The 24,944-nt window shown below is 39.1% G+C and carries 22 protein-coding genes, 1 tRNA gene and 1 other RNA gene; 21 read left to right on the top strand and 3 right to left on the bottom strand.

What is annotated here, in order from left to right; translation table 11 throughout:
* The first annotated feature begins 9 nt into the window (after positions 1-9).
* From HORE_RS08265 to HORE_RS08180, 19 genes are all read left to right on the top strand, one after another.
* Positions 10-1,035, top strand: a complete 1,026-nt coding sequence (locus HORE_RS08265; protein ID WP_012636516.1) for a sugar-binding transcriptional regulator — start codon at positions 10-12, stop codon at positions 1,033-1,035.
* 199 nt (positions 1,036-1,234) lie between these two features.
* Positions 1,235-2,248 carry a type I glyceraldehyde-3-phosphate dehydrogenase gene (gene gap / locus HORE_RS08260; protein WP_012636515.1) on the top strand — a complete coding sequence of 338 codons (1,014 nt, stop codon included), beginning with the start codon at positions 1,235-1,237 and terminating at the stop codon, positions 2,246-2,248.
* Positions 2,249-2,482: 234 nt separating this feature from the next.
* Positions 2,483-3,667, top strand: a complete 1,185-nt coding sequence (locus HORE_RS08255; protein WP_012636514.1) for a phosphoglycerate kinase — start codon at positions 2,483-2,485, stop codon at positions 3,665-3,667.
* A gap of 12 nt (positions 3,668-3,679) precedes the next feature.
* Positions 3,680-4,432, top strand: coding sequence for a triose-phosphate isomerase (gene tpiA / locus HORE_RS08250; protein WP_012636513.1), 753 nt, complete (start codon positions 3,680-3,682; stop codon positions 4,430-4,432).
* Positions 4,433-4,584: 152 nt separating this feature from the next.
* Positions 4,585-6,123: a 2,3-bisphosphoglycerate-independent phosphoglycerate mutase gene (gene gpmI, locus HORE_RS08245; protein WP_012636512.1), complete on the top strand. Its 1,539-nt coding sequence runs from the start codon at positions 4,585-4,587 to the stop codon at positions 6,121-6,123.
* A 119-nt stretch (positions 6,124-6,242) separates the two neighbouring features.
* On the top strand, positions 6,243-7,529 hold the full coding sequence (eno, locus tag HORE_RS08240; protein ID WP_012636511.1) for a phosphopyruvate hydratase: 1,287 nt from the start codon (positions 6,243-6,245) through the stop codon (positions 7,527-7,529).
* A 363-nt stretch (positions 7,530-7,892) separates the two neighbouring features.
* On the top strand, positions 7,893-8,114 hold the full coding sequence (gene secG / locus HORE_RS08235) for a preprotein translocase subunit SecG (RefSeq protein WP_012636509.1): 222 nt from the start codon (positions 7,893-7,895) through the stop codon (positions 8,112-8,114).
* Positions 8,115-8,152: 38 nt separating this feature from the next.
* Positions 8,153-10,111 carry a sodium-translocating pyrophosphatase gene (locus HORE_RS08230; protein ID WP_012636508.1) on the top strand — a complete coding sequence of 653 codons (1,959 nt, stop codon included), beginning with the start codon at positions 8,153-8,155 and terminating at the stop codon, positions 10,109-10,111.
* Positions 10,112-10,200: 89 nt separating this feature from the next.
* The gene (locus HORE_RS08225) at positions 10,201-10,596 is read left to right on the top strand and encodes a PaaI family thioesterase (protein ID WP_012636507.1); all 396 of its coding nucleotides are present in this window, start codon (positions 10,201-10,203) and stop codon (positions 10,594-10,596) included.
* A 111-nt stretch (positions 10,597-10,707) separates the two neighbouring features.
* Positions 10,708-11,259, top strand: coding sequence for an HDIG domain-containing metalloprotein (locus tag HORE_RS08220; protein ID WP_012636506.1), 552 nt, complete (start codon positions 10,708-10,710; stop codon positions 11,257-11,259).
* A gap of 133 nt (positions 11,260-11,392) precedes the next feature.
* Entirely contained in the window at positions 11,393-13,513 is a 2,121-nt protein-coding gene (rnr, locus tag HORE_RS08215; protein WP_012636505.1) for a ribonuclease R, read from the top strand.
* 12 nt (positions 13,514-13,525) lie between these two features.
* On the top strand, positions 13,526-13,993 hold the full coding sequence (gene smpB, locus HORE_RS08210; RefSeq protein WP_012636504.1) for an SsrA-binding protein SmpB: 468 nt from the start codon (positions 13,526-13,528) through the stop codon (positions 13,991-13,993).
* Positions 13,994-14,053: 60 nt separating this feature from the next.
* Positions 14,054-14,414, top strand: a transfer-messenger RNA (tmRNA) gene (gene ssrA, locus HORE_RS12720).
* A gap of 49 nt (positions 14,415-14,463) precedes the next feature.
* Positions 14,464-14,539: transfer RNA gene (locus tag HORE_RS08205), tRNA-Trp, on the top strand.
* Positions 14,540-14,902: 363 nt separating this feature from the next.
* Complete coding sequence (locus tag HORE_RS08200) at positions 14,903-15,943, top strand: hypothetical protein (protein ID WP_012636503.1); 1,041 nt, start codon at positions 14,903-14,905, stop codon at positions 15,941-15,943.
* Between the two features lie 499 nt (positions 15,944-16,442).
* Positions 16,443-17,378 carry a hypothetical protein gene (locus HORE_RS08195; RefSeq protein WP_226984149.1) on the top strand — a complete coding sequence of 312 codons (936 nt, stop codon included), beginning with the start codon at positions 16,443-16,445 and terminating at the stop codon, positions 17,376-17,378.
* A gap of 371 nt (positions 17,379-17,749) precedes the next feature.
* Entirely contained in the window at positions 17,750-18,508 is a 759-nt protein-coding gene (locus HORE_RS08190; protein ID WP_012636501.1) for a hypothetical protein, read from the top strand.
* Positions 18,509-18,725: 217 nt separating this feature from the next.
* A complete protein-coding gene (locus tag HORE_RS08185) occupies positions 18,726-19,406 on the top strand; it encodes an alpha/beta fold hydrolase (protein WP_167935774.1) in 681 nt (226 codons plus the stop codon).
* Between the two features lie 92 nt (positions 19,407-19,498).
* Positions 19,499-20,287 (top strand): hypothetical protein, encoded by a 789-nt coding sequence (locus HORE_RS08180; RefSeq protein WP_012636499.1) that lies wholly within the window; start codon positions 19,499-19,501, stop codon positions 20,285-20,287.
* A 195-nt stretch (positions 20,288-20,482) separates the two neighbouring features.
* Here the strand turns inward: HORE_RS08180 and HORE_RS08175 are convergent, their stop codons facing one another.
* Entirely contained in the window at positions 20,483-20,830 is a 348-nt protein-coding gene (locus HORE_RS08175) for a DUF2512 family protein (protein WP_012636498.1), read from the bottom strand.
* A 302-nt stretch (positions 20,831-21,132) separates the two neighbouring features.
* Between HORE_RS08175 and HORE_RS08170 the strand changes: the two genes are divergently transcribed.
* Positions 21,133-22,002, top strand: a complete 870-nt coding sequence (locus tag HORE_RS08170) for a hypothetical protein (RefSeq protein ID WP_012636497.1) — start codon at positions 21,133-21,135, stop codon at positions 22,000-22,002.
* A 30-nt stretch (positions 22,003-22,032) separates the two neighbouring features.
* Complete coding sequence (locus tag HORE_RS08165; RefSeq protein WP_012636496.1) at positions 22,033-23,343, top strand: ATP-binding protein; 1,311 nt, start codon at positions 22,033-22,035, stop codon at positions 23,341-23,343.
* Positions 23,344-23,435: 92 nt separating this feature from the next.
* On the opposite strand, the gene HORE_RS08160 is transcribed toward HORE_RS08165, so the two are convergent.
* Together HORE_RS08160 and HORE_RS08155 are read right to left on the bottom strand one after the other, a co-directional pair.
* The gene (locus tag HORE_RS08160; RefSeq protein ID WP_012636495.1) at positions 23,436-24,218 is read right to left on the bottom strand and encodes an ABC transporter permease; all 783 of its coding nucleotides are present in this window, start codon (positions 24,216-24,218) and stop codon (positions 23,436-23,438) included.
* A gap of 11 nt (positions 24,219-24,229) precedes the next feature.
* On the bottom strand, positions 24,230-24,868 hold the full coding sequence (locus HORE_RS08155) for an ABC transporter ATP-binding protein (RefSeq protein WP_012636494.1): 639 nt from the start codon (positions 24,866-24,868) through the stop codon (positions 24,230-24,232).
* Positions 24,869-24,944: the final 76 nt, after the last annotated feature.

Here is a 24,944-nt window from a genome sequence, read left to right as displayed (position 1 = left end):
GGTGAAATAATGAACTACTTATTTAAGATACAGGAAAAAATTGTCCCTGAAATAATATCCCTTGCCGAAGAAAGGTATACTATACTCCGTAGTATTTATTATAACCAGCCTATCGGGAGGAGATTGCTGGCAGAAAAAACCACTTTGAGTGAACGTACTATTAGAAATGAGCTTAATTTTCTGGAAACCAAGGGGCTGGTGGAGGTTTCCCGGTCGGGAACGGTTATTACCAGGACCGGTCAGGAATTCTTAAATGAACTGGATAAATATATAAAAGAACTAAAGGGATTGAAAAATTTAGAAGAAGAAGTAAAGAAAGTTCTGGGTTTGAAACAGGTTTTACTGGTTCCTGGAGGTCTCGAATATTCAACGATTAAACAGGAAATAGGTCGTTTTACAGCAAAGTATCTAAAGGGTCTCCTGAAAGATGATGATATTCTGGCAGTGACAGGGGGAACAACCCTGGCCCAGGTTGCTAATGCCATGAGGTCAACCAGTAATCCGATGGAGGTTATGGTTGTTCCGGGAAGGGGAGGCCTCGGTGAAGAGGTTGAAATACAGGCCAATACTATTGCAGCCACGATTGCTAAGAAAATTGGAGGAAAATATCAGCTCCTCCACCTTCCCGATAATATAAAGGAAGAAAACGCAAACCGGATTGTAGCGGAACCTTCGATCCAGAAGACCCTGAACCAGTTAAAGAAGACAAATATTCTTCTCCACGGTGTGGGGACTGCTGAGGAAATGGCCCAGAGAAGAGGAATGTCACCTCAGCAGATTAAGGCCCTTATAGACAGGGGAGCTATTGGAGAAGCTTTTGGCTATTATTTTAATGAACAGGGAGATATAGTGTACACTACCAGTAGTGTAGGGTTACATTTAAATGATTTAACTAATATAGATACTGTTATTGCAGTAGCTGGAGGGCAGGAAAAAGCCCGGGCTATTAAGGCAGTTGTTTCACCTGATTACCAGGATATTTTAATTACCGATGAGTTAACAGCCAGGAGGATCCTGGAACTTAAAGGGAGGTGATTGGTTCCAATTACATAATGGTAGTTAAAATATGGTAGTTAAAATAATTTATCCATGTATATAAAATTAGCTGACTCTATATTAAATTTAACTTTTCTTTAAAGTGCATATTTCAACTAGTAAATAATCTTTAATTCATTTAATAAGGGAAGAATTAAAGATTAAATAAAACAACTAATTATAAGGAGGATGATTAAGTATGACTGTAAAAATTGGTATTAATGGTTTTGGAGCTATTGGACGTAGGGCTGTAAGGAGTGCTTATAAGAATCCCGAGGTGGAGTTTGTAGCTGTTAATGACCTGACAGATGCTAAAACACTTGCTTATCTATTAAAATACGATACTAACTTTGGCCGTTTAGAAGCAGAAGTTGACCACACCGAAAACAGTATTATCATCGACGGTAAGGAAATTAAAGTTCTTTCTGAAAAAGACCCTGCTAACCTTCCCTGGGGTGATCTGGGGGTAGATGTTGTAATTGAATCTACCGGTCTTTTTACTGATGCTAATGATGCTAAAAAACACCTGGAAGCCGGTGCTAAAAAAGTTATTATTTCTGCACCTGCCAAAAATGAAGACCTGACTATTGTACTGGGTGTAAATGAAGATAAATATGACCCTGCTAACCACCATATTGTTTCCAATGCTTCCTGTACAACCAACTGTCTGGCTCCTGTTGCCAAGGTACTTAATGATAAATTCGGTATTGAAAAAGGTTTAATGACCACTATTCACTCCTATACTTCTACCCAGAATATCCTGGATGGTCCTTATGCCTGGAAGAAAATGACCAGGGGTCGGGCTGCTGCTGAAAATATTGTACCGACCACAACCGGTGCTGCCAAGGCCATCTCCCTGGTATTACCCGAACTGAAAGGTAAGTTAGACGGTATGGCTGTTCGTGTACCTACCCCAACCGTATCCCTGGTTGACCTGGTAGTAACCCTCAAAAAGGATGTAACCGTTGAAGAAGTGAATGCTGCTATGAAAGAAGCCGCTGAAGGTCCAATGAAAGGAATCCTGGGGTATAATGAATTACCCCTGGTATCCAGAGACTTCTTCGGTGATACCCGTTCTTCCATCTTTGATGCAAACCATACCAGGGTTATGGAAGATGGAATGGTAAAAGTTCTTTCCTGGTATGATAATGAATACGGTTATGCTAACAGGGTAGTAGATCTGGCCCTTTACATGGCTAAAAAAGGCCTGTAATTAATAGCATAATCAGATGTAAATCCAGAGGGGGTTGAAAGACCCCCTCTTAAATACGAATAGACCGGTTTGACTTATGTAGTTTTATATATTACAGGTTGTTTAATAAATTAACAGATGTAGTTTAAAATACTAATGAGACTGTATATATTAGGGATGGTTCGTATATTACTTTTCTCAGTTTAGCCCGGTATATTTCGGGATAAACGACAAATAATAATGGAGGTGGGATAAGTGAAAAAGACCCTGAAGGATGTTGATTTCAAGGGTAAAAGAACGCTGGTAAGAGTAGATTTCAATGTACCTCTTGAAGATGGTAAGATTACCGATGATACCAGAATTGAGGCCGCATTACCTACTATAAAATACCTGGTTGATGAAGGGGCAAAGGTTATATTAATGTCGCATCTGGGTCGTCCCAAAGGTAAGGTCGTAGATTCTTTAAGACTTGATCCTGTAGCCCAGAGGCTGGCCGAGTTACTCGGAAAAGAAGTTACCAAGGTTGATGACTGTATTGGAGATGAACCTAAAGAAGCAGTAAGTGAAATGGAAAATGGGGATGTTCTCCTTTTAGAAAATACCCGTTTTCACGCCGGTGAAAAGAAAAATGACCCCGATTTCGCCAGACAGCTGGCTGAACTGGCCGAGGTATTTGTAAATGATGCCTTTGGTGCTGCCCACCGGGCCCATGCTTCTACTGTAGGGGTCACCGAGCATTTACCATCTGTAGCCGGATTTTTATTGCAGAGGGAGTTAAATGCCCTGGGAGAGGCTATGGAGAACCCCGGACATCCCTTTGTTGCTATCTTAGGTGGTGCCAAGGTTTCAGATAAAATCGGGGTTATTAAAAATCTCCTCGATAAAGTAGACTACCTCCTGGTTGGTGGTGGTATTGCCAATACCTTCTTACTGGCCAAGGGTTATGAAGTAGGGGATTCCCTGGTTGAAGAGGACAAAGTAGAGCTGGCTAAAGAGCTCTTAAAAGAAGCTGAGGAAAAAGGTGTTGACCTTGTTTTACCTGAAGATGTAGTTATTGCTGAAGAATTTAAAGAAGATGCCAACCATAAAGTTGTCAGTGCTGATAGTATTCCTGAAGGCTGGCAAATCCTTGACAGTGGTGGGCCAAAAACCATCGAGAAATACAGTGATATCATCGCTAAAGCTGAAACCGTTATCTGGAATGGACCTATCGGGGTTTTTGAAATGGATACCTTTGCTAAAGGTACCAATGCCCTGGCTGAAGCTATGGCCAGATCCAGTGCCAGAACCGTAATTGGTGGTGGTGACTCCGCAGCTGCTGTTAAGAAAGCCGGTTTAGAGGATAAGATGAGTCATATTTCAACCGGTGGTGGTGCTTCCCTGATGTTCTTTGAAGGAAAGCCCTTACCCGGTGTTGAAGCATTAGATGATGTTGAGTAAGGAGGGGATTTTGTGAGGACACCGTTTATTGCCGGTAACTGGAAGATGAACTTGACATTGAAAGAATCGGTGGCCCTGGTAGAAGAATTAAAAGACCTGGTTTCCGGTGTTACCGGGGTTGAGATTGCTGTCTGCCCACCGGCTGTTAACCTGACCCGTGTTCAGGAAGTGTTAAAGGATACCAGTATTAAGGTCGGAGCCCAGAATATGCACTGGGAAGACAGTGGTGCCTTTACCGGGGAATTATCTCCGGTTATGCTCAGGGATATAGATGTTGATTATATTATTATCGGACATTCTGAAAGAAGACAGTATTTTAATGAAACCGATCAGATTGTTAATAGAAAGGTTCAGGCTGCCCATACCCATGGTCTGAAACCCATTATCTGTGTTGGTGAAAGCCTTGATGAGAGGGAAGAAGGCAAAACAAGACAGGTAGTCAAAGCTCAGGTTAAATCTGCCCTGGCAGGCTTAACAAAAGACCAGGTTGCTGATTCAGTAATTGCCTATGAACCCATCTGGGCTATTGGTACCGGAAAATCGGCTACTGCTGAAGAGGCCAATGATGTGATCAAATTTATCAGGGAAACAGTAAACCAGGATTTTGACGGAGCCGGGGATGCCATGAGGATACAATATGGTGGTAGTGTTAAGCCCCATAATATTGAAGACTTTATAAAACAGAGTGATATTGATGGTGCCCTGGTCGGTGGAGCCAGTCTTAAAGCTGAGTCTTTTGCTGAAATAGTGAAAAAGTCAGTTTAAAGTAAGTTAAAAAAATCCCCGGGGAAAGCCCCCGGGGAGCATAATGGTTAAAGCAATGTTTTTTAATAAAGCATTAAATATATCAACAGATATTGTATATTTAAATGTAATATGTTACTGAATGGCAAAGTTTAAGGAAAGAGGTGAGGATGATGAATCGTCCTAAACCGTTAGCCCTGATTATAATGGATGGTTTTGGATTAAGTGAAAAATCTGATGGGAATGCTATAAAACAGGCCCACACCCCCAATCTTGATAAATTTTTTGAAGAATACCCTGATACGGTGCTGGATGCATCCGGGGAAGCAGTTGGGCTTCCGGAAGGGCAAATGGGGAATTCAGAGGTTGGCCACCTGAATCTGGGGGCTGGCCGGATTGTATACCAGGATTATACCCGGATTAATAAAGCTATTGAAGAGGGAACCCTGCCTGAAAATGATGCCTTAAAGAACGCTATCCAGCATGTTAAAGATAATAATTCTGCCCTTCATTTAATGGGACTGCTTTCTGATGGGGGTGTCCACAGCCATATCAATCATCTCTTTGGTCTTCTGGAGATGGCCAGAGTTAAGAATATAGAAAAAGTATATGTTCACCCCATTCTTGATGGACGGGATACACCGCCCCGGAGTGCTGAAAAATATTTGAACCAGCTGGAAGAAAAGCTGGCAGAGCTGGGCATCGGTGAAATCGCAACCGTAAGTGGACGTTATTACACTATGGACCGGGATAATCGCTGGGACAGGACCAAAAAAAGTTATGATGCCCTGGTTTTAGGTGAAGGGCTTGAAGCCAGTGATGCTATCAGTGCCCTGAAACAGTCCTATGCAGCCGATAAGAGTGACGAGTTTGTTATTCCCACTGTTATCAAGAAAAACGGCCAACCGGTTGGTACCATTAAAGATAATGATGCTGTTATCTTTTATAATTTCAGGGCTGACAGGGCCCGTCAGATAACAAAGGCCCTTGCCCTTGAGGAATTTGATGAGTTTGAAAGGCCAGCGGAACATCCCGAAAATCTTTATTATGTCTGTATGGCAGAATATGATGAGGAATTTAACCTGCCGGTTGCTTTTCCACCACTTGAAATAAAAAATGGATTTGGTGAAATTTTAAGTAAAGAGGGCTTTAAACAGCTCAGGATAGCCGAAACTGAAAAATATGCCCATGTTACCTTCTTCTTTAATGGTGGGGTAGAGAAGAAATATCCGGGTGAAGACCGGGTCCTTGTTCCCTCACCAAAGGTTGCTACCTATGATGAAAAACCGGAAATGAGTGCCTATGAAGTAACCGATAAACTCCTGGAGAAACTCGATGAAGATAAATATGATGTTATTATCCTTAATTTTGCTAACCCTGATATGGTTGGTCACACCGGCTTTATGGATGCAGCCGTTAAAGCAGTTGAAGCTGTTGATGAATGCCTTGGTAAGATTATTCCCAGAATAGTGGATATGGGGGGACAGGTTTTACTGACTGCTGACCATGGAAATAGTGAAAAGATGAAAGATAGTGAAGGCAAACCACATACCGCCCACACCACAAACCAGGTACCCCTCATTTATATTGGTGGACCTGAAGGTGTCGGGGTTAAACCCGGAAAGCTGGCTGATATTGCACCAACCATGCTAGAAATACTGGGCCTGGATACGCCTGAAGAAATGACAGGGCAGTCACTTCTGACCCGATAAACCTGTTAATAACATGTTTGTTAATGGTTTTGTCTATATTTCTGCCAGTAATGTGATTGGAAGACATAATTAGAATCAAATAAAAACTTATAAACAATATAAATAATGGAGGGATAAAAATGATTGATACCAGTATTGTTGATGTTTTTGCCCGTGAAATTCTTGATTCTCGCGGTAATCCTACTGTTGAAGTTGAAGTTGTCCTTGGTGACGGTTCCCTGGGGCGTGCTGCTGTTCCTTCTGGAGCCTCAACCGGAGCCTATGAAGCTGTTGAATTGAGGGATGGTGAGGACCGTTACCTCGGCAAGGGTGTTCAGAAAGCTGTTAAAAATGTTAATGAAGTAATTGCTCCTGAATTAATTGGATATGACGCCAGGGACCAGGTTGATATTGACAGGTTAATGATTGAACTCGATGGAACCGAGAATAAGGGTAAACTCGGGGCCAATGCTATTCTCGGAGTATCACTGGCTGTAGCCAAAGCTGCTGCCAATGCTTCAGATAGCTACTTGTTTAAATACCTCGGTGGTGTCAATGCTAAAGTTTTACCTGTGCCGATGATGAATATCCTCAATGGTGGGGAGCATGCCGATAACAATGTTGACATTCAGGAATTTATGATTATGCCGGTAGGGGCTGTAAACTTTGCTGAAGCCATGAGGATGGGAAGCGAGGTTTACCACAACCTCAAAAAAGTACTTCAGGGTAGAGGCCTTAACACTGCTATCGGTGATGAAGGTGGCTTTGCCCCTGACCTGGGTTCAAACGAAGAAGCCATTGAAGTAATTATTGAGGCTGTAGAAAAGGCCGGTTATAAACCCGGAGATGACATCATGCTGGCCCTTGATGTAGCCGCTACCGAGCTTTATAAAGATGGTAAATATGTTCTTGAAGGTGAAGGGGTTGAAAAAACCTCTGAAGAAATGATCGAGTTCTATGAAAAACTGGTAGATAAATATCCCATTATTTCAATTGAAGATGGTCTATCTGAAGATGACTGGGATGGTTGGGCTAAACTTACTGAAAAACTCGGTAATAAAATCCAGCTGGTTGGGGATGACCTCTATGTAACCAATACCGAACGTCTCTCCCGCGGTATTGAAGAAAAGAGTAGTAACTCTATTCTTATCAAGGTTAACCAGATCGGTACCCTGACTGAAACCATTGAAGCTATTGAAATGGCTAAAAAAGCTGGTTTTACTGCTGTTGTTTCTCACCGTTCCGGTGAAACCGAGGATGTTACCATCTCTGACCTGGTTGTTGCCATGAATACCGGACAGATTAAAACCGGTGCTCCGGCCAGGTCTGAAAGGGTTGCTAAATACAATCAGCTCTTAAGGATTGAAGAAGTACTCGGTGAAGCCGCTGAGTATGCTGGTAAAGATGCTTTCTATAACTTAAGGTAAGAAGTGGTAAAATACCTGTAAGCGAATAAAGTTAAAGAATATAACACTACTTGAAGCAGGGGTTATAAAAAAGCAGAAGGCGAAGATGGTTATAGAAAAATACACTGTATACAGAGATATAGCAAAATTCATTAATAAAATAAACCAGGTGAACAAATATTATATATTAAAGGGGAGGGCCCGGCGCCCTCCTTTTATGTATATTTTACATACTATTTCTCTTACAGGATATCTAATTTAATGGTATCGGAAAAAAATAGTTTCAGGAAAGAACCCGGGAGGATTGTTTTTTTAAAATAAGTGTGTTACAATATTTAATTGAGAAAGCCCTATAATCATGGCAGACACGGAGGTGAGAAGGCAGTGTTAATTTTGAAAATTGCCCATTTTATTATAGCGTTGGCCGTTATTGCCGGTGTTTTACTCCAGTCAGGAAGAAGTGCCGGGCTATCCGGGGCAATAGATGGAGGGGCCACCAAGATATTTGGTAAGAAAAAAGGTATTGATGAAAAACTCAGTTTCTTTACCTCAATAGCTGCAGTATTATTTATGATTACATCATTATTGTTAGCCTTTTTTGTATAATCTTAAATAAGACTAAAATTGAATAAGGAGGATGTCAAATGCAGTTTTATACACCTTTAGCAGGTATCATTGCATTACTTTTTGCCCTGTATCTGGCCGGGAAGGTAAATAAGGCAGAGCAAGGTACTTCCAAAATGGTCGAACTGTCCCGGGCTATAAATGAAGGGGCTATGGCCTTTTTAGGCAGGGAATACAGGATTCTTTCAGTATTTGTAATTATTGTAGCCCTGATAATGATTTTTGTTCCCAGTCTGGGATGGCAGACTGCCGTATCCTTTATTTTAGGGGCTATCTTTTCTGCTCTGGCCGGTTTTGTTGGTATGCAGATTGCAACTACTGCTAATGCCAGGACTACCAATGCCGCCAGAACTGGTTTGAATAACGCCCTGGAGATTGCTTTTTCCGGTGGGGCCGTAATGGGAATGTCAGTTGTAGGCCTGGGTACCCTGGGACTTGGGGTGCTCTACATAATATTCACCGGAAATGTAGACTATATCAGGGGTTTTGCCTTTGGTGCCAGTTCAATTGCCCTTTTCGCCCGTGTTGGTGGTGGGATTTACACCAAAGCGGCCGATGTCGGGGCTGACCTGGTAGGAAAGGTGGAAGCAGGTATACCTGAGGATGATCCGAGGAACCCGGCCGTTATTGCCGACAATGTCGGTGACAATGTCGGTGATGTGGCCGGTATGGGTGCTGACCTTTTTGAATCTTATGTTGGTTCTATTGTTGCCGCTATGGCTCTCGGTAGTCTTTTCAGTACCCAGGTAACGGAACATGTTATTTTACCATTACTGGTAGCTGCCATAGGTATTATTGCTTCAATCATTAGTACCCGTTTTGTTAAGGCAAAAGAAGGCGGTAATCCAGCTAAAGCCCTGGAAAGGGGAACTATTATAAGTGGTATCCTGACCTTGATTGGTTCTTACTTCCTGGTAAACGGCCTTATCGGTGATTTAGGTGTTTTCTGGGCCGTTGTTGCCGGGCTTCTGGCCGGTATTTTAATCGGACGGATTACCGAATACTATACCTCTGACCACTATAAACCGGTTCAGAGTATAGCCGATCAATCCCAGACCGGTACTGCTACCAATATCATTGGTGGTCTGGCTGTTGGTATGAAGAGTACTGTTCTTCCCATTATTGTAATTGCAGTAGCTATCTTTATTGCCTACTACTTTGGAGAACTTTACGGTATTGCCATTGCTGCCGTTGGTATGCTGGCTACTACCGGAATGACCCTGGCTGTCGATGCTTATGGTCCTATCTCTGATAACGCCGGTGGTATTGCTGAAATGTCCAACCTGGAACCAGAGGTCCGTGAAATTACAGACAAGCTCGATTCAGTAGGTAATACAACAGCTGCTATCGGTAAGGGTTTTGCCATTGGTTCTGCTGCATTGACCGCTTTATCACTGTTCTCAGCCTTCTCATCTGAAGTAGGGGTTGAGATTAGCCTGACCAACCCGAATGTTATTATTGGTCTCTTTATCGGAGCTATGCTGCCTTTCTTCTTCTCATCTATCACCATGCAGGCTGTTGGTAGGGCTGCTTTCCAGATGATAGAGGAAGTTAGAAGGCAGTTTAAAGAGATACCGGGTATTATGGAAGGAAAGTCCAAACCGGATTATGCTCGCTGTGTTGATATCAGTACAGCAGCTGCCTTAAAAGAAATGGTTGTGCCCGGATTAATGGCTGTTATTGTACCCATTGTCATTGGACTGTGGAGCGCTGAAGCCCTGGGTGGACTCCTGGCTGGAGCTCTGGCTGCCGGTGTTCTCCTGGCTATTATGATGGCCAATGCCGGAGGTGCCTGGGATAATGCCAAAAAGTACATTGAGGCCGGTAACTACGGTGGTAAGGGTACCGATACCCATGCTGCTGCAGTTGTTGGTGATACTGTAGGTGATCCCTTCAAGGATACCTCTGGACCATCTCTGAATATTTTAATCAAGCTTATGACCATTGTGTCACTTGTTTTTGCTCCACTATTTATGTAATAACAATTACAATAATAATGCTGAGTAAAACCCTCTAAGTGTCAGGCTTAGGGGGTTTTTTAAAAGATATTTTTGGGAGGAGGAGTTTTATGAGAGAAGGGGACAGGATGTGCTTTGCCTGTGGTCCTGATAATCCCATATCCCTGAACCTTGACTTTAAATTAACCGGTGATAATACTGCTGAGGCTGTATTCATTCCAGGGGATGTTCATCAGGGTTATGATGGTATTATGCACGGAGGACTGGTTACAACATTACTAGATGAAGCTATGGCCAAGGTAATTGCTTTAAAAGGTGAAATAGCAGTAACTGCTGAAATCCGGGTCAGGTTTAAACACCCGGTCAGGATCGGTGAGAGATTGAGAATAACCGGGATTTTTAAAAAACAGCGAAAAAAATTGATTTTTACCGAGGCCGGGCTATATGACAGTGATGATACGCTTCTGGCATCGGCTACCGGGAAATTTATTGTTGCTGATCCATAACCGGGTATGCTCAAGGTGTATAAATTTTTATTATAAAAATTGGTTAAAATTAAAAAAATACAGCATTATTTTGATGTTAAAAGTAAAACTGATAAGGAGGTACGATTCAATATGAACAGGGAAGATGCTTATCAACTGGTTAAGAAGAATATTAAACAGAAGAATCTGGTAAAACACTGCCTTGCTGTAGAGGCGGTAATGAGGAGACTGGCAGAGTATTTTGATAAAGATGTGGAAAAATGGGGTTTGACAGGACTACTCCATGATATAGATTATGAAAAAACAGCTGATGAGCCGGAACGCCACAGTATCGTAGGGGCTGAAATGCTTGAAGAATTAGGTTTGCCTGAGGATATAGTATATGCCGTTAAAGTTCATAATGGTGTTCATGGATTACCCCGTAAGAGTCTGATGGATAAAGCCCTTTATGCCAGTGATCCCCTGACCGGTCTTATTGTAGCTGCAGCTTTGATCCACCCTGATAAAAAACTGGATTCTATAGATACTGAGTTTGTAATGAATCGTTATAAGGAAAAGTCTTTTGCCCGGGGGGCAGACCGGGATGTCATTGCTTCCTGTTCTGAAATGGGTCTTGAGCTTGAAGAGTTTATAGGCCTGGCTCTGGAGGCCATGCAGGGTATTTCTGATGAACTGGGCTTATAAACCATGCCAGGTAAGGTAATAATAGATATAAGGTACTTAAATCCAACGTTAATCCAGTTTTACTATAATTGATTTTTCTGGTGGAAAAGCCAGGCGATAATTAAAATAAAATGATAATTTAGGAATGGTGACTATGAGCGCTAGAGATAAAATTATGGAATTTATGGCCGATAAGGCCGAACGGCCTATGTCGGCCGCCGAATTAATGAAAGTATTTAAAATTGAAAAGGATCAGAAGGGGATATTTATTAACCTTTTAAAAAAACTGGTTAAAGAGGGTCTTCTTTTTAAAACCCAGGATGGTAAATACGGTATTCCCGAGAAAATGGACCTGATTCCCGGTCGTATTGAGGGTAACCCCAGGGGATTTGCGTTTTTAATCCCTGATGACCCGACCCGGGATGATATATTTATTAGCCTTGAAAATCTAAAAGGGGCCATGCATAATGACCGGGTCTTTGTCAGACTTCTTTCAAGGCAAAAGGGTAAAAACAGAGAGGGAGAAGTTGTAAAAATCATAGAACGGGCCAACCACCAGGTGGTCGGCAACCTGGAGAAAAGCAAGTACTTTGGCTTTGTAGTCCCTGATAATAAAAGAATTTTTTATGATGTTTTTATTCCGAAAGAGGAATTAAACGGGGCCAGGCAAAACCAGAAAGTGGTTGCTGAAATAACCAGATGGCCTGAAAAAAAGAGAAACCCTGAAGGTAAGATAATTAAAATCCTGGGCTCCCGGGGAGAACGGGGAGTAGACATAGAGGGGATAATTTATCAGCTGGGTCTTCCCCAGGAGTTTGATTATGAGGTCCTTGAGGAAGCAAAGTCTATTCCCCTTGAAATAAGTAAAGGTGACTTAAAGGGAAGAAGGGACCTTAGAGCTATGCCCATGGTTACAATTGACGGGGCTGATGCTAAGGACCTTGATGATGCTGTATCCATTGAAGAGGTGGATGATAACCAGGTACGCCTGGGGGTCCATATTGCCGATGTCTCCCATTATGTAAAAGAAGATAGTGCCCTTGATCGGGAGGCTCTGAAGAGGGGAACCAGTATTTATCTGGTGGACCGGGTTATTCCGATGCTTCCTGAGAGGCTTTCCAATGGTATCTGTAGCCTTAACCCCAATCAGGACCGGTTAACCATGTCGGTCTTTATTACTTATCAGCTGGAACCCTTTAAACTGATGGAGTATGAGATCGTTCCCAGTGTTATCAAAACCAATTACCGTTTAACCTATGATGAGGTCAGAGAAATCCTTGTTCATAAAAATAAAGCGGCAATTCAAAAATACAGGGATTTTGTTCCCTATTTAAAGTTAATGAATAAGCTCAGGAAAAGATTAAGGGAAGAAAGGGTAGCCCGGGGTAGCATTGATTTTGATATGCCCGAGGTAAAGGTTATCCTTAATGAAGATGGTAAGCCGGTTGATATTATAAACAGAGTTCATGGTATTCCTGAACAGCTTATTGAGGAATTTATGATTGCAGCCAATCGGGTAGTTGCTGAAGATATGTACTGGCGACAGATACCCTTTATCTACAGGGTTCATGATCAGCCTGATCACGGCAGGATGGCTGACTTTAATGAATTTATCCATAATTTTGGCTACCATTTAAAGGGGGTTAATAATGAGATACACCCCCGGGAATTACAGGAACTGCTTCAACTGGTGGAAGGGAGACCGGAAGAACGCTTGATTACCAGAATACTTTTAAGGTCCATGAAACAGGCAGTCTACTCAGACCAGAATATTGGCCATTTTGGACTGGCTCTCGATTATTATACCCACTTTACATCCCCAATAAGGCGGTATCCCGACCTTATGATTCACCGGATTATTAAAGAGGTTATTAAAAAAGGTTATCTACCAGCCCGGAGGCAGGAAGAACTGGAAGAGAAATTATTTGAAGTTGCTGAACACAGCTCCCTCCAGGAAAGAAAAGCCATGGAAGCTGAACGGGACTCTGTTGATTTGAAGAAGGTTGAATATATGAAGGATAAAACTGGAGAAGAGTATGAAGGTATTATTAACGGGGTTACCAATTTTGGCTTCTTTGTTGAACTGGATAATACTGTTGAGGGGCTTATCCATGTTGAAAATCTGGAGGATGATTACTATCATTATGTGGAAGAACAGCATGCTTTAATTGGTGAGAGGACCCGGAAGACTTACCGGTTTGGTGACAGGGTAAGGGTCAGGGTTGAACGGGTCAATCTAGATGAAAGACAGATAGATTTTAGCCTCATCGAGTAGAGGAGGGATAAAATGGGACAGGATAATATAAAGGTTATAGCCCGGAATAAAAAGGCAAGACATGATTTTTTCATCGAAGAAACCTATGAATCTGGTATCATTTTAAGGGGGACTGAAATTAAATCTGTCCGGGAGGGCAGGGTTAACTTAAAGGATAGCTTTGCCCTGGTTGAGAATGGTGAAGTATTCTTATATAATATGCATATCAGTCCCTATAAGCAGGGGAATCGTTATAACCATGACCCCGGGAGGAAAAGAAAACTTTTACTCCATAAGAGTGAAATTAGAAAACTGATCGGTAAAACTAAACAGAGGGGTTATTCTCTGGTTCCTTTGAGTATCTATTTAAAAAACAATCTGGCCAAGATTGAACTGGCCCTTGCTAAAGGTAAAAAGAAATATGACAAACGTCAGGAAATAGCCAAAAAAACAGCTGAACGTGAAATAAGACGGGCCTTTAAAGAAAGGCAGCGTTATTAACTTGACATTTATATACTGGTAAGTTATAATTTATAATACAAAACTCTACAGGATAAATCTGGGGGTGTTCCGGGTTTCGCCTGCATGGTGAATCCTTCAGGAGCGAGCCGTGGTTGGTCTTTCACACGTAAAACACTGACCATTTAAAATTACTTGCAGACAATAACAATTACGCTTTAGCTGCTGCTTAAACAAAGCAGCTACGCTTATCCGGTTTTTGCCTGCGGAATCGGGTAAGTGTCATAAACAGTGGGCTACCTGCTACCTGATGCCTGTAGGGTAGTAGGGAACATTACAGGCTGATAGTCTGGGACCCTGTCTGTGGGGGATCAGGCTATGAGATTAAAACACAGACTACGCTCGTAGGTGCCTGAAGGGTGACCCATGTAGTACGTGGGTTCGAATCCCACCACCTCCACCAGTTATATAATTTGATAACAGGCAGGTATAAATTGCCTGAAATCCAACGCACGGGCATAGCTCAACTGGTAGAGCACTGGACTCCAAATCCAGGTGCTGGGGGTTCAAGTCCTCCTGCCCGTGCCATTTTATTTTTCCAATGTAATATTAAGCCCTCTCGTTGTGAGAGGGCTTTTTTTAAATTTTATTAAAAAACCACCGGGTAATCATTAATTAATTACTTCGAGTTCTTTATCCATTCTTTCCGCTGTTATATTCTGCAAATCTGGTGTTACATGAGGATATACATCCATTATAACAGTAATTGGAGCCTTACAATTTTTTTCTTTTTTAAAAAAGGAATATTAATAAAAATGGATAATAAATAATAAAGAATAAATGTTTATAAGATTTTGAATGTCGAAACATGTCCACTTTAAACTTAGCAATGATGTTTTAAAATTGGTATCCTGTTAGTGAAGATTATCTTTATTTAGTGAGGTGAGAGAAATGAAAAGTAAAAGTATTGCGGTTGTGTTTTCAATGATTATGATATTGGTGTTGGCGGTTGGTTCAATTGGTGCAACGCAAAGTGATACACCCGCACCATCGTCGCAATCTTCTGGACAAATTTACCTATATGGGGAAATGCATGGTGTAGATAAGATTTTAGATAAAGAATTTAAATTATGGTATGATTACTACCACAACCAGAACATGAGACATTTATTTTTAGAACTTCCATACTATACCGCAGAATTTTTGAACATATGGATGCAATCAGATAGCGACGATATTCTGAATAATCTATATTTTGATTGGGCTAATACTGCTGGGTGTAACCCTGAACATAAAGAGTTTTTCAAGAAGATAAAAATCCATTGTCCTGAAACGATTTTCCACGGGACAGATGTCGGACATCAATATAATACTACAGGAGTACGTTTTCTGAAATATCTTCGAAGTAATAATTTAGAGGATTCAGAGCAATACTTAATAGCGAAAGAGGTAATAGAGCAGGGAAAGAAGTACCATTTTGATAAAGACCATGTTTACCGTGAAAACATGATGGTGAAGAATTTTATCCGCGAATTTGATAAATTAAAAGGTGAAAGCATAATGGGGATTTATGGTGCAGCACACACCGGGCTGGAGGCGATGAACCATACTAATTCTGTTCCGTGCATGGCAAATCAACTGAAGGAACGTTATGGTGATGCTATACACTCAGTAGATTTACGAGTAGATATAATCCAGGTTGGTGGAAAAGAGTATAAGGCAATGTATTTTGGGAAACAGGAGTTGACAAGATTTGAAGATTATGCCTATAGGGAATTTTGGCGTCTGGAGAATGCATATGAAGATTTTGAGGATAGACCTAAGACAGGGAATATACTACCTTACAACAATTATCCGATGCTGATAGAAACAGGACAGGTTTTTGTTATAGATTATATTAAAGAAGATGGTTCTGTCATACGAAAGTACTTTCGCTCCGATGGGCTTGTATGGGAAAATCTCCCGTGCACAGAGGAATTTATAGTAGAGTGACAAAAGTACATGTTAATATCATAGTTATAATGTTTTGCTCTTTATTGAAACCTGTTTCAGGTTTCTTTTTTTTTATTTAAATTTAACACATTTTTGTGAGTTCTTATCCATTCTTTCTGCTGTTATCTTCTACAAATCTGGTGTTACATGAGGATATACATCCATTATAACAGTAATTGGAGTTTTACATTTTCTTCTTTTTTTTAAAAGGAATATTAATAAAAATGGATAATAAATAATAAAGAATAAATGTTTATAAGGTTTTTAAATGTCGAAACATGTCCACTTAAATCAGTAACGATGTTTTAAAATTGGTATCCTGTTAGTGAAAATTATTTTTATTTAGTGAGGTGATAGGGAAATGAAAAGTAAAAGTATTGCGGCTGTTTTTGCAATGATTATGATATTGGTGTTGGCGGTTAGTTCAACTGGTGCAACACAAAGTGACATATCCTCACCACCGTCGCAATCTTCTGGACAAATTTACCTATATGGGGAAGTGCATGGTGTAGATAAAATTATAGATAAAGAATTTGAATTATGGTATGATTACTACCACAACCAGAATATGAGACATTTATTTTTAGAACTTCCGTACTATACCGCAGAATTTTTGAACATATGGATGCAATCAGATAGCGACGATATTCTGAATAATCTATATTTTGATTGGGCTAATACTGCTCTATGTAACCCTGAATATAAAGAGTTTTTCAAGAAGATAAAAATCCATTGTCCTGAAACGATTTTCCACGGGACAGATATCGGGCATCGATATAATAGTATAGGAGTACGTTTTCTGAAATATCTTCGAAGTAATAACCTGGAGGACTCAGAGCAATACCTGAGAGCAAAAGAGGTGATAGAGCAGGGCAAGAAGTTTTATTCTGATAAAGACCATGTTTATCGTGAAAACATGATGGTGGAGAATTTTATCCGCGAATTTGATCAATTAAAAGGCGAAAGCATAATGGGGATTTATGGTGCCGCACATACCGGGCTGGAGGCGATGGACCATACTAATTCTGTTCCGTGCATGGCAAATCAATTGAAGGAACGTTATGGTGATGCTATACACTCAGTAGATTTATTTATTTTGGTGAAGGATATTGAACCGTACCGGGTAGATATAATCCAGGTTGGTGGAAAAGAGTATGAGGCAATGTATTTTGGGAAACAGGAGTTGACAGGATTTAAAGAAGATTATGTCTATAGGGAATTTTGGCGTCTGGAGAATGCATATGAAGATTTTGAGGATAGTCCTAAAACAGGGTATGTAATGCCTTACGACAATTATCCGATGCTGATAGAAACAGGACAGGTTTTTGTTATAGATTATATTAAAAAAGATGGTTCTATTATACGAAAGTACTTTCGCTCCGATGGGCTTGTATGGGAAAACATCCAGTATACAGAGGAGTTTATAGTAGAGTGACAAAAGTATAATGCAGATATATGCGCATCAAGTAGTACTTCGTCCCTAATGTTCTATATGTTAGGATAGTTGTCGTAGGTCGTAGAGAGTAAAATCCGTGTATAAGTCCTAGTAGTATATGTAAATTATTATTATTATTATATTTTAAAGAATAATTATAAATAATTTTCAGCCCCCTTTGGGTACCGATTGATAGTTATATAACAAAAGCCCCTTAACAAAGAAGGGGCTTAATTATTGCTATATCAGTTATTAGAAAATGATGTCCCTGGTAGGAATTGAACCTGGGTAGGAAATTGTTGCAGAAAGAAGGAATAATATCTCTTAATGTGTAAATATATAATGGAATTTAAAATAAAGGGGGACAGAATATGACAATAAGACTTAAGAAAATTGTACTGACAGTTTTATTAATTTTAGTTTCAATAACTTTAACAGGTTGTGTCGAGGGTTTTTTTCATGTTACAGTTAATAAAGACGGTAGTGCAGATTTAAATTATAAAATGGGATTTAATGAAATGCTTCTGGGAATATTAGAATCAGAAGGTACCGGTCTGGGGCAGGTTAAACAGCAATTTGAGAGTAAGGGTTTTGAGGTTACATTTTATAAAAATGAGGAAATGACCGGTTTAATAGCAAAAAAGCATGTAAATTCACTAAATGAGGTTTCTTTTGATTTTTTAAATCAGGATGTTCCCATCAATGTGAATTCAGAAGAGACTGGTATTGATGGAGGTAATGTAGAGTTAAAGAAGGGTTTTTTTGAAAATACATATAAAATAAATGCCACCTTTGATATGAGTGATATGAAGTTATCGGAAGAGGAACAACAGGAGATGGATGAATTTCAAAAGCAAATATTAAATTCTTTCTTAAATGAAATTAACTTAAATGTTATATTTACACTCCCTGTTAAGCCGGGAAAGCATAATGCATCTGAAGTAAGGGATAATGGATATACCCTGGTCTGGAATCTGGTTCCCGGTACAAAAAATAAAATTTATGTAGAGGCTACAACCCCCAATACCAAAAACTTATTGTTAACCGGGTTAACTGTTATAATTCTGTCAGGTATTTTATACCTTGTGGTTAAAAAGAAAAAAGATGAAAAAAGCACTAACATTACCTGATATCTATCATAAGATATTTTATAATAAATGGTAAAGCTGGGTTTAAGACTTTATCCACTAAGATGTTCATATATGCCGGTGTCATATAAAAAAGTTATGGCAGCGGCTAAACTTATAGTATTTAATCCAGGTAGGGGGGGGTTTTAAAATAAAAAAGAAACGTAAACGTAGATTTTTACTGGTCTTTTTGGTTATTATTTTAATACTAATATCAGGATTGAGTATCTGGTTATTAAATCCCTATGAAGCGATGGATTATGCCATTGAAATAATGGGTAATAAAAACGGGGTCAGGATCACCAGAAATGACTGGATTGTGGTTGAGCCAGCTAACCTCAATAAAGTAGATACAGGATTTATTTTTTATCCAGGGGGAAGGGTTAAAGCTGAAGCATATACTCCACTGGCCTTTAATATAGCCAGGTCTGGTTATAAGGTTGTTATTGTACCCATGCCTGTTAACCTGGCTATATTCGGGATAAATGAAGCTGATAAGGTAATTAAAAAATATAACCATATTGATAACTGGGTAATTGGAGGACATTCCCTCGGTGGGGCTATGGCAGCCCGGTATGCCAGTGAAAATCCTTCCAGGATAACAGGTTTAATATTACTGGCTTCTTACCCATCTAAAGAAGATGATTTATCCAGGGGTGATTTAGATGTTTTATCCATCTATGCAACCAGGGATGGTATTGCCACTGCTGAAAAAATAAATAACTCTAAAGAACTGCTCCCTGCTGACACTGTTTGGGTAAAGATTGAAGGAGGAAACCATTCTCAATTTGGGTTTTATGGTTTTCAATCAGGAGATAATGAAGCCATTATTAGCAGAAAGGAACAACAAAAGGAAACTATAAAAGCTATAAAAAAATTTTTATTAAAAATCAAAAGGTAATCAAGCAATCAGGGTCGAAAAACGGGGTAAAGGACTTGATAATATACCCTGAATAAATGTTACTAGTGAAAATAATTTGGGAGGGATATTAAATGAAACACAAATTAAAGGTAGTATTACTTGTTTTAATATTTATCGCAGGGTCTACCTTATTAGTTGGTGCCAGTGATAACAATATACTTCGGGTGAATACATATATATATAAGGCAAGACAGTCTGCTTTTAATGGAGACTATGAAAGTGCCTTAAATTATTATGAAGAGGCCCTTAAAAACTGGAATAATAATGAATACTATTTTTTTACCTTACCCCTTATAATAGAAGAGATTGAAAGGACCGGTCTGAAATACCAGATTATGCTTGCTGGCAAAAAAGGTGAAGAGCTGGGTCAGGCCATATTAAACGGTGAAGATACAACTAAAATTAAAAGGAAATATGAGGAAAAGGAACAGCAGATAAAATATAGAGTGGAGGATATTACGGGTCTGGTTTCAGATAAAACTGATAAACTGACAGATTTACATTTAATGAAATATGTGGATAAGGATTTTAATAATTTTACCTTACCGGAACATATTCAGTATGCCCGGGCTCTGAGTTTTAATGAAGATTATGAATCTGCTTTAAATCATTATGAAGCAGCTTTAAAAGTCTGGAATAAGGAGTATAAAGAAAATTATGTGTTTAATATTGAGCTAATTAAAGAAGAAATTCAGATAATGGGAAACAAATTTGAAATAAGTCTTGCTGCCCTTAAAGGGGAAAAACTGGCTGAAGCCTATATGGATGAAACAAAAGACCCCCGGGAGGTTGAGAGGGCATTTGATAAGAAGATAGCCGGGGTTAGACAAAGGGTAGAGGACATTTTGAATCTCCCTTAATAGAGAATAGTTTCTATTAAACATATTTATAATTATTAATATATATTAAGTAACCAGTAGTATATTGGGTATAAATATTTTTGTTAATATCCTGAAAACCCTGGAATAAACGTAAGAAAGGAAGTTCCAGGGTTTTATTAATTAATAAATTACTATACGATATCTACCTGTCTTAGTAGTTATATAGTTAAAAATTTACGGAGCTACCTTTTTAGACCTTTTCAGGTAAATGTGGAAGAAATATTCACCCACAGCTACCAGTAATCCAAATAAAACAAGTGAAGAGGTGGTGACATCAAATGCAGGAGCAATCAGATCTACAATATATGCCGTTATAGCAGCCATGGAACCATCACCAATTGAAGCCAAAACATTACCAAAATTGGGTAAAACAAGGAGATCGCCCACCAGGTAATTTAAAGTAGTCCCCAACAGGGATACAACAATAATCCATGTAAAATCACTGGTGGCGTAAAATGCAATAAGGGCTGCTATACCTGTAATCACGAATTTAGATATCAATGCCTTTAAAGTGGTACTCAAGTAATTACACCTCCATTTTTTCGTAATTCCAGATTATCCGGCCAGTTATAATAATATGATTAACTATTTATTAAAAATATATTCACAAAAAATGAGTACACCGTTTGTAAGAGAATAATTTTAGATTATCTTTAATGTAACTATGGTTACAATGGTTTAGTATATTAAACATATACTTTTTAAGGAAAAACGATTATTAGAGAAAGGTATTTTAGTTTGAAATTTGCAGGAATGTGTTATTTTTTAAAGAATTAAATAAAGAAATATGTAGATAAGGGAAGGATAAGAAAGGGGTCTATAATATGTTTGATAAGTTTATACAGAGTTTCAATTTGACTTTTAAGAACTTCGGGATTCTGGTTTTATATTATATTTTATCCTTTGTCAGTGTAATGATAGGGGCTTTTGTGGCTATCATGTTTTCTGGAAAATATATAATGGCCGGAGATATACCGGTAATTGGAATAATAGTATTTTTTTTCTATGTCCTGTTAGTTGGATTTACTCTGATGGGAGCCATAGCTTATTTAACCTATCACCGGACCAGGGGAAACAGGGTTAAATTGATGGAAGCTATTAGTATTGGATTTGATAAATTTATTAAACTTTTTATTACCATGTTTTTAACCTATTTAATAGTTTATTTAATTGCTTTAATTCCTGCCATTCCTGGTATATATATTCTATTTAATGATCAATTTGAAATGACTCAGTTAAACCCCGGTTCTATAGCGGTTTTAGTGTTATCATTTCTGGCAAGTCTGGTGGTGATAGGTTACCTTACTGTTCATTATAGTTTAACCCCCTTTTATGTCGTTATAAAGGAAGAAGGTATTAATAAAGCCAGAAAGGAAAGCTTTCAGGTAGTAAAAGATAAAAAAATGGGCTGGTCCATATTTGGAGCTTTTTTATTATATTTATTTGTCTTTATTCTGGGGAGTCTTCTTATGCAATTTATAGTCCTGATTTTAATTAATTTTACTAATGAACTTTTCGCTGGAGGAGTTAACTTTATTCTACAGACATTTTTATCTATCGTGTCCACTGGAGTAATCTGGTTCTTACTGGCCCAGTATTTTATTGAAGCCAATGGCGGTGGTGATTTTCTAAACCCGGGGTCACCGGATTCACCCGATTCTAATATAGATATACCCATCAAAATTGAAGATTAATAAAAAATTGATAAGAGGGATGAAATATCGATGGCATTAGATGATTTACAGTATTTGGCTGATAAATTTAATAAATTAGTTATATACCGTGACCTTTTCCAGGATAAAGTTATTAAAAATATAATTAATTTAATGGCATCAAAGAACACCGATAAAGAAAATTATAAATACAATTTTTATGATCTCTGTTATAACCTTATAAAATTTGCTGAAACCCATAATGTAAAAGGGGATGTCTGGAGGAATTATCTAATCTGGAGGGTAATGGCCGCCACCAATATTTTTACTATTTCTGCAGAGAAATACGGGACTGTCCTGAAAACTAGCTTATATCACCTGGTAGAATATGACCTGAAAATAATTAAAGAAATTTATGATAAAGTTGGTATCAAACAAATTGCCAGGTTTAGTGGTACCGGAGCAGATATCCTGGAGGAATTATCAGGATATTGTCCAGCAAGGGACAGGGATAATTTTAATCCACTGGCGTCCTGGTTTGATAAAATTTTAGCTTCTTTTGAAGGAAAATCCTGTGATGAAATACTTTCCAGTTTGATAGATTTTCATTATAAAAATGGAGCAGCTCCCTTCAACCAGTGGGTGGCTTTTCGATGGAAGGATGGCAGGTTTGCAGGTGTTCGTGACCATGACCCGATAACTTTTAAAGATTTAATTGGTTATAAAAAACAGAAGGAACGCCTGATAAAAAACACCCTGAATTTCCTTGAAGGAAAACTGGCCAACAATGTGCTCCTGTTTGGGGATAGTGGGACCGGTAAGTCTTCTTCAGTCAAGGCTCTGGTTAATAAATTTGCCGGGCGTGGCCTCAGGTTACTGGAGATAAGTAAAAATCAGATTAAGGATATTCCAGATATAGTAAATAATTTAAAGAGGCGTGGGCTCCATTTTATTATTTTTCTGGATGACCTTTCCTTTGAAGATTTTGAAACCGATTATAAGTATTTAAAGGCTGTTATGGAAGGTGGGATTGAGGTTAAACCCGATAATGTCCTTTTTTATGCAACTTCTAACCGGAGGCATCTTGTTAAGGAGAAATGGTCTGATAGAGATAGTAATGAAGTCCACGGTGGGGAGGTACTCCAGGAAAAACTGTCACTTTCTGAAAGATTCGGGATAACGATTACATTCCCTTCACCGGACCGCATGGAATATCTGGCTATAGTTAAAAAAATGGCTTCAAGATACAGTATACCCCTTGGTGAAGACGAGCTTGAAGAAAGGGCCCTGCAGTGGGAAATGTGGCACAATGGTAGATCGGGAAGAACAGCCCGCCAGTTTATAAACCACCTCCTCGGGGAGGTAAGGGGAAGAGTGAATTAAACATAGATAAAAATATATTATTATAGACAAGCAATATAAAAAAGCCTGGCTAAAAAAAGCCAGGCTTTTTTTGTCATTTATTTTTTTAAAATTTAAGATAATTCAAGCTGGGCCCTTTTATTAAAATATGTTCTCGCCCCCCACCTTACCAGTATATATACTGTCAGGGTAACACTGCCGGTAATTCCCAGCATGATGGCCAGCTGATATCTTATGGCCACCAGGGGGGAAGCCCCGGCCAGAATTTGTCCGGTCATCATACTCGGGAGAAAGATAATTCCCATCCCGATCATAGAATTGAGGGTTGGTAAGAGGGCATTGTAAAAAGCCCTATTGGCAATATCCCTGGTTGATAACTCAGGGGTGGCACCGAGCATCAAGGCATTTTCAATCATTTCTTTATTATCTTTAATTCCTCCGGTTAACCCTTCGACCCCAAGGGTAATACCGGTCATGGAGTTACCAATTAACATTCCGGAGATCGGAATAATATACTGGGGGAGATACCATGGTTTTAGATTTAAAATAATAAAGGTAAAAAAGGCAATACTCGTTCCTGTTCCGGTCACCATAGCTATAGTAATTAAATATTTAAGTTTTTTATTGATTTCGCTTTTAACCCGTGAAAAGATATTATGAATAGCAAAGAGTTCCATTAATGCCAATACTCCGAGGCTTAAAAAGATATCTGGATGGTTAAAAATATAGGTCAGAACATACCCCACCAGAATAAGCTGTACTGTCATCCGACCTGTTGCCAGGATTATTTCCCATTCGTGACCTATTTTCTGTGTTTTGACTATCATTAAAAGAAAAAGGATAAATATATAGGCTGAAATTAACCTGATGAGGGTTATATTTACGAGTTCATCCATCACTTAATCCCCTACCTTTCTATTACTTTTTCAACGGTTCCTTCATTAACAACTATAGTTTTCTCGGCAAATTTGTTGGCAATTAGACTGGAATGGGTGACCATTACCAGTGTTCCTTTCCGGGCTTTGATATAGTCGACAACCATTGAAATAATGAACCTTTCAGTTTCACTATCAAGGGCTGACGAAGGTTCGTCCAGTAAAAGGGTATCTGGCTTTAGTAACATAATACGAGCCAGGGCAAGCCTCTGTTTTTCACCACCAGATAAATTACTGGCATTTTCTCCAGGTTTATAATTTAAACCTACCATTTTTAGCAGGTCTAAATACCTGCTATCAGGTGCTGGTGGTTTTTCTGTATATTCTTCAACCAACCTGAAGTTATCTCTAATGCTCCCCGGGAATACCACCGGGTTCTGGGGCAGCATGGGGATGCTCCTTCTAAGGAAAACCGGATTATATGTATTCAGGTCTTTTCCCCTGTAGGTAATCAGACCACTATCAGGTGTTAGCATATTATTTAAAAGCTTAAGTAAAGTTGTTTTTCCACCGCCACTTTTTCCCAGAATACAGGTAATACAGTTACTATCAATATGCAGGTTATCAATATAAAGGATATCCCTATATTTAACCTGGTTTAAATGGAACATGGTGTTCCTCCTTATCCGTTTTATTTTAAATTAATTATATCAGTATTATTGTCAAAGTTAAATAACATAAACTTAA

Origin of the sequence: Halothermothrix orenii H 168 (assembly GCF_000020485.1) — a bacterium.
Lineage (GTDB): Bacteria > Bacillota > Halanaerobiia > Halanaerobiales > Halothermotrichaceae > Halothermothrix > Halothermothrix orenii.
The sequence above is the reverse complement of the archived record's forward strand: the minus strand, read 5'-3'. Positions and strand labels throughout refer to the sequence as shown.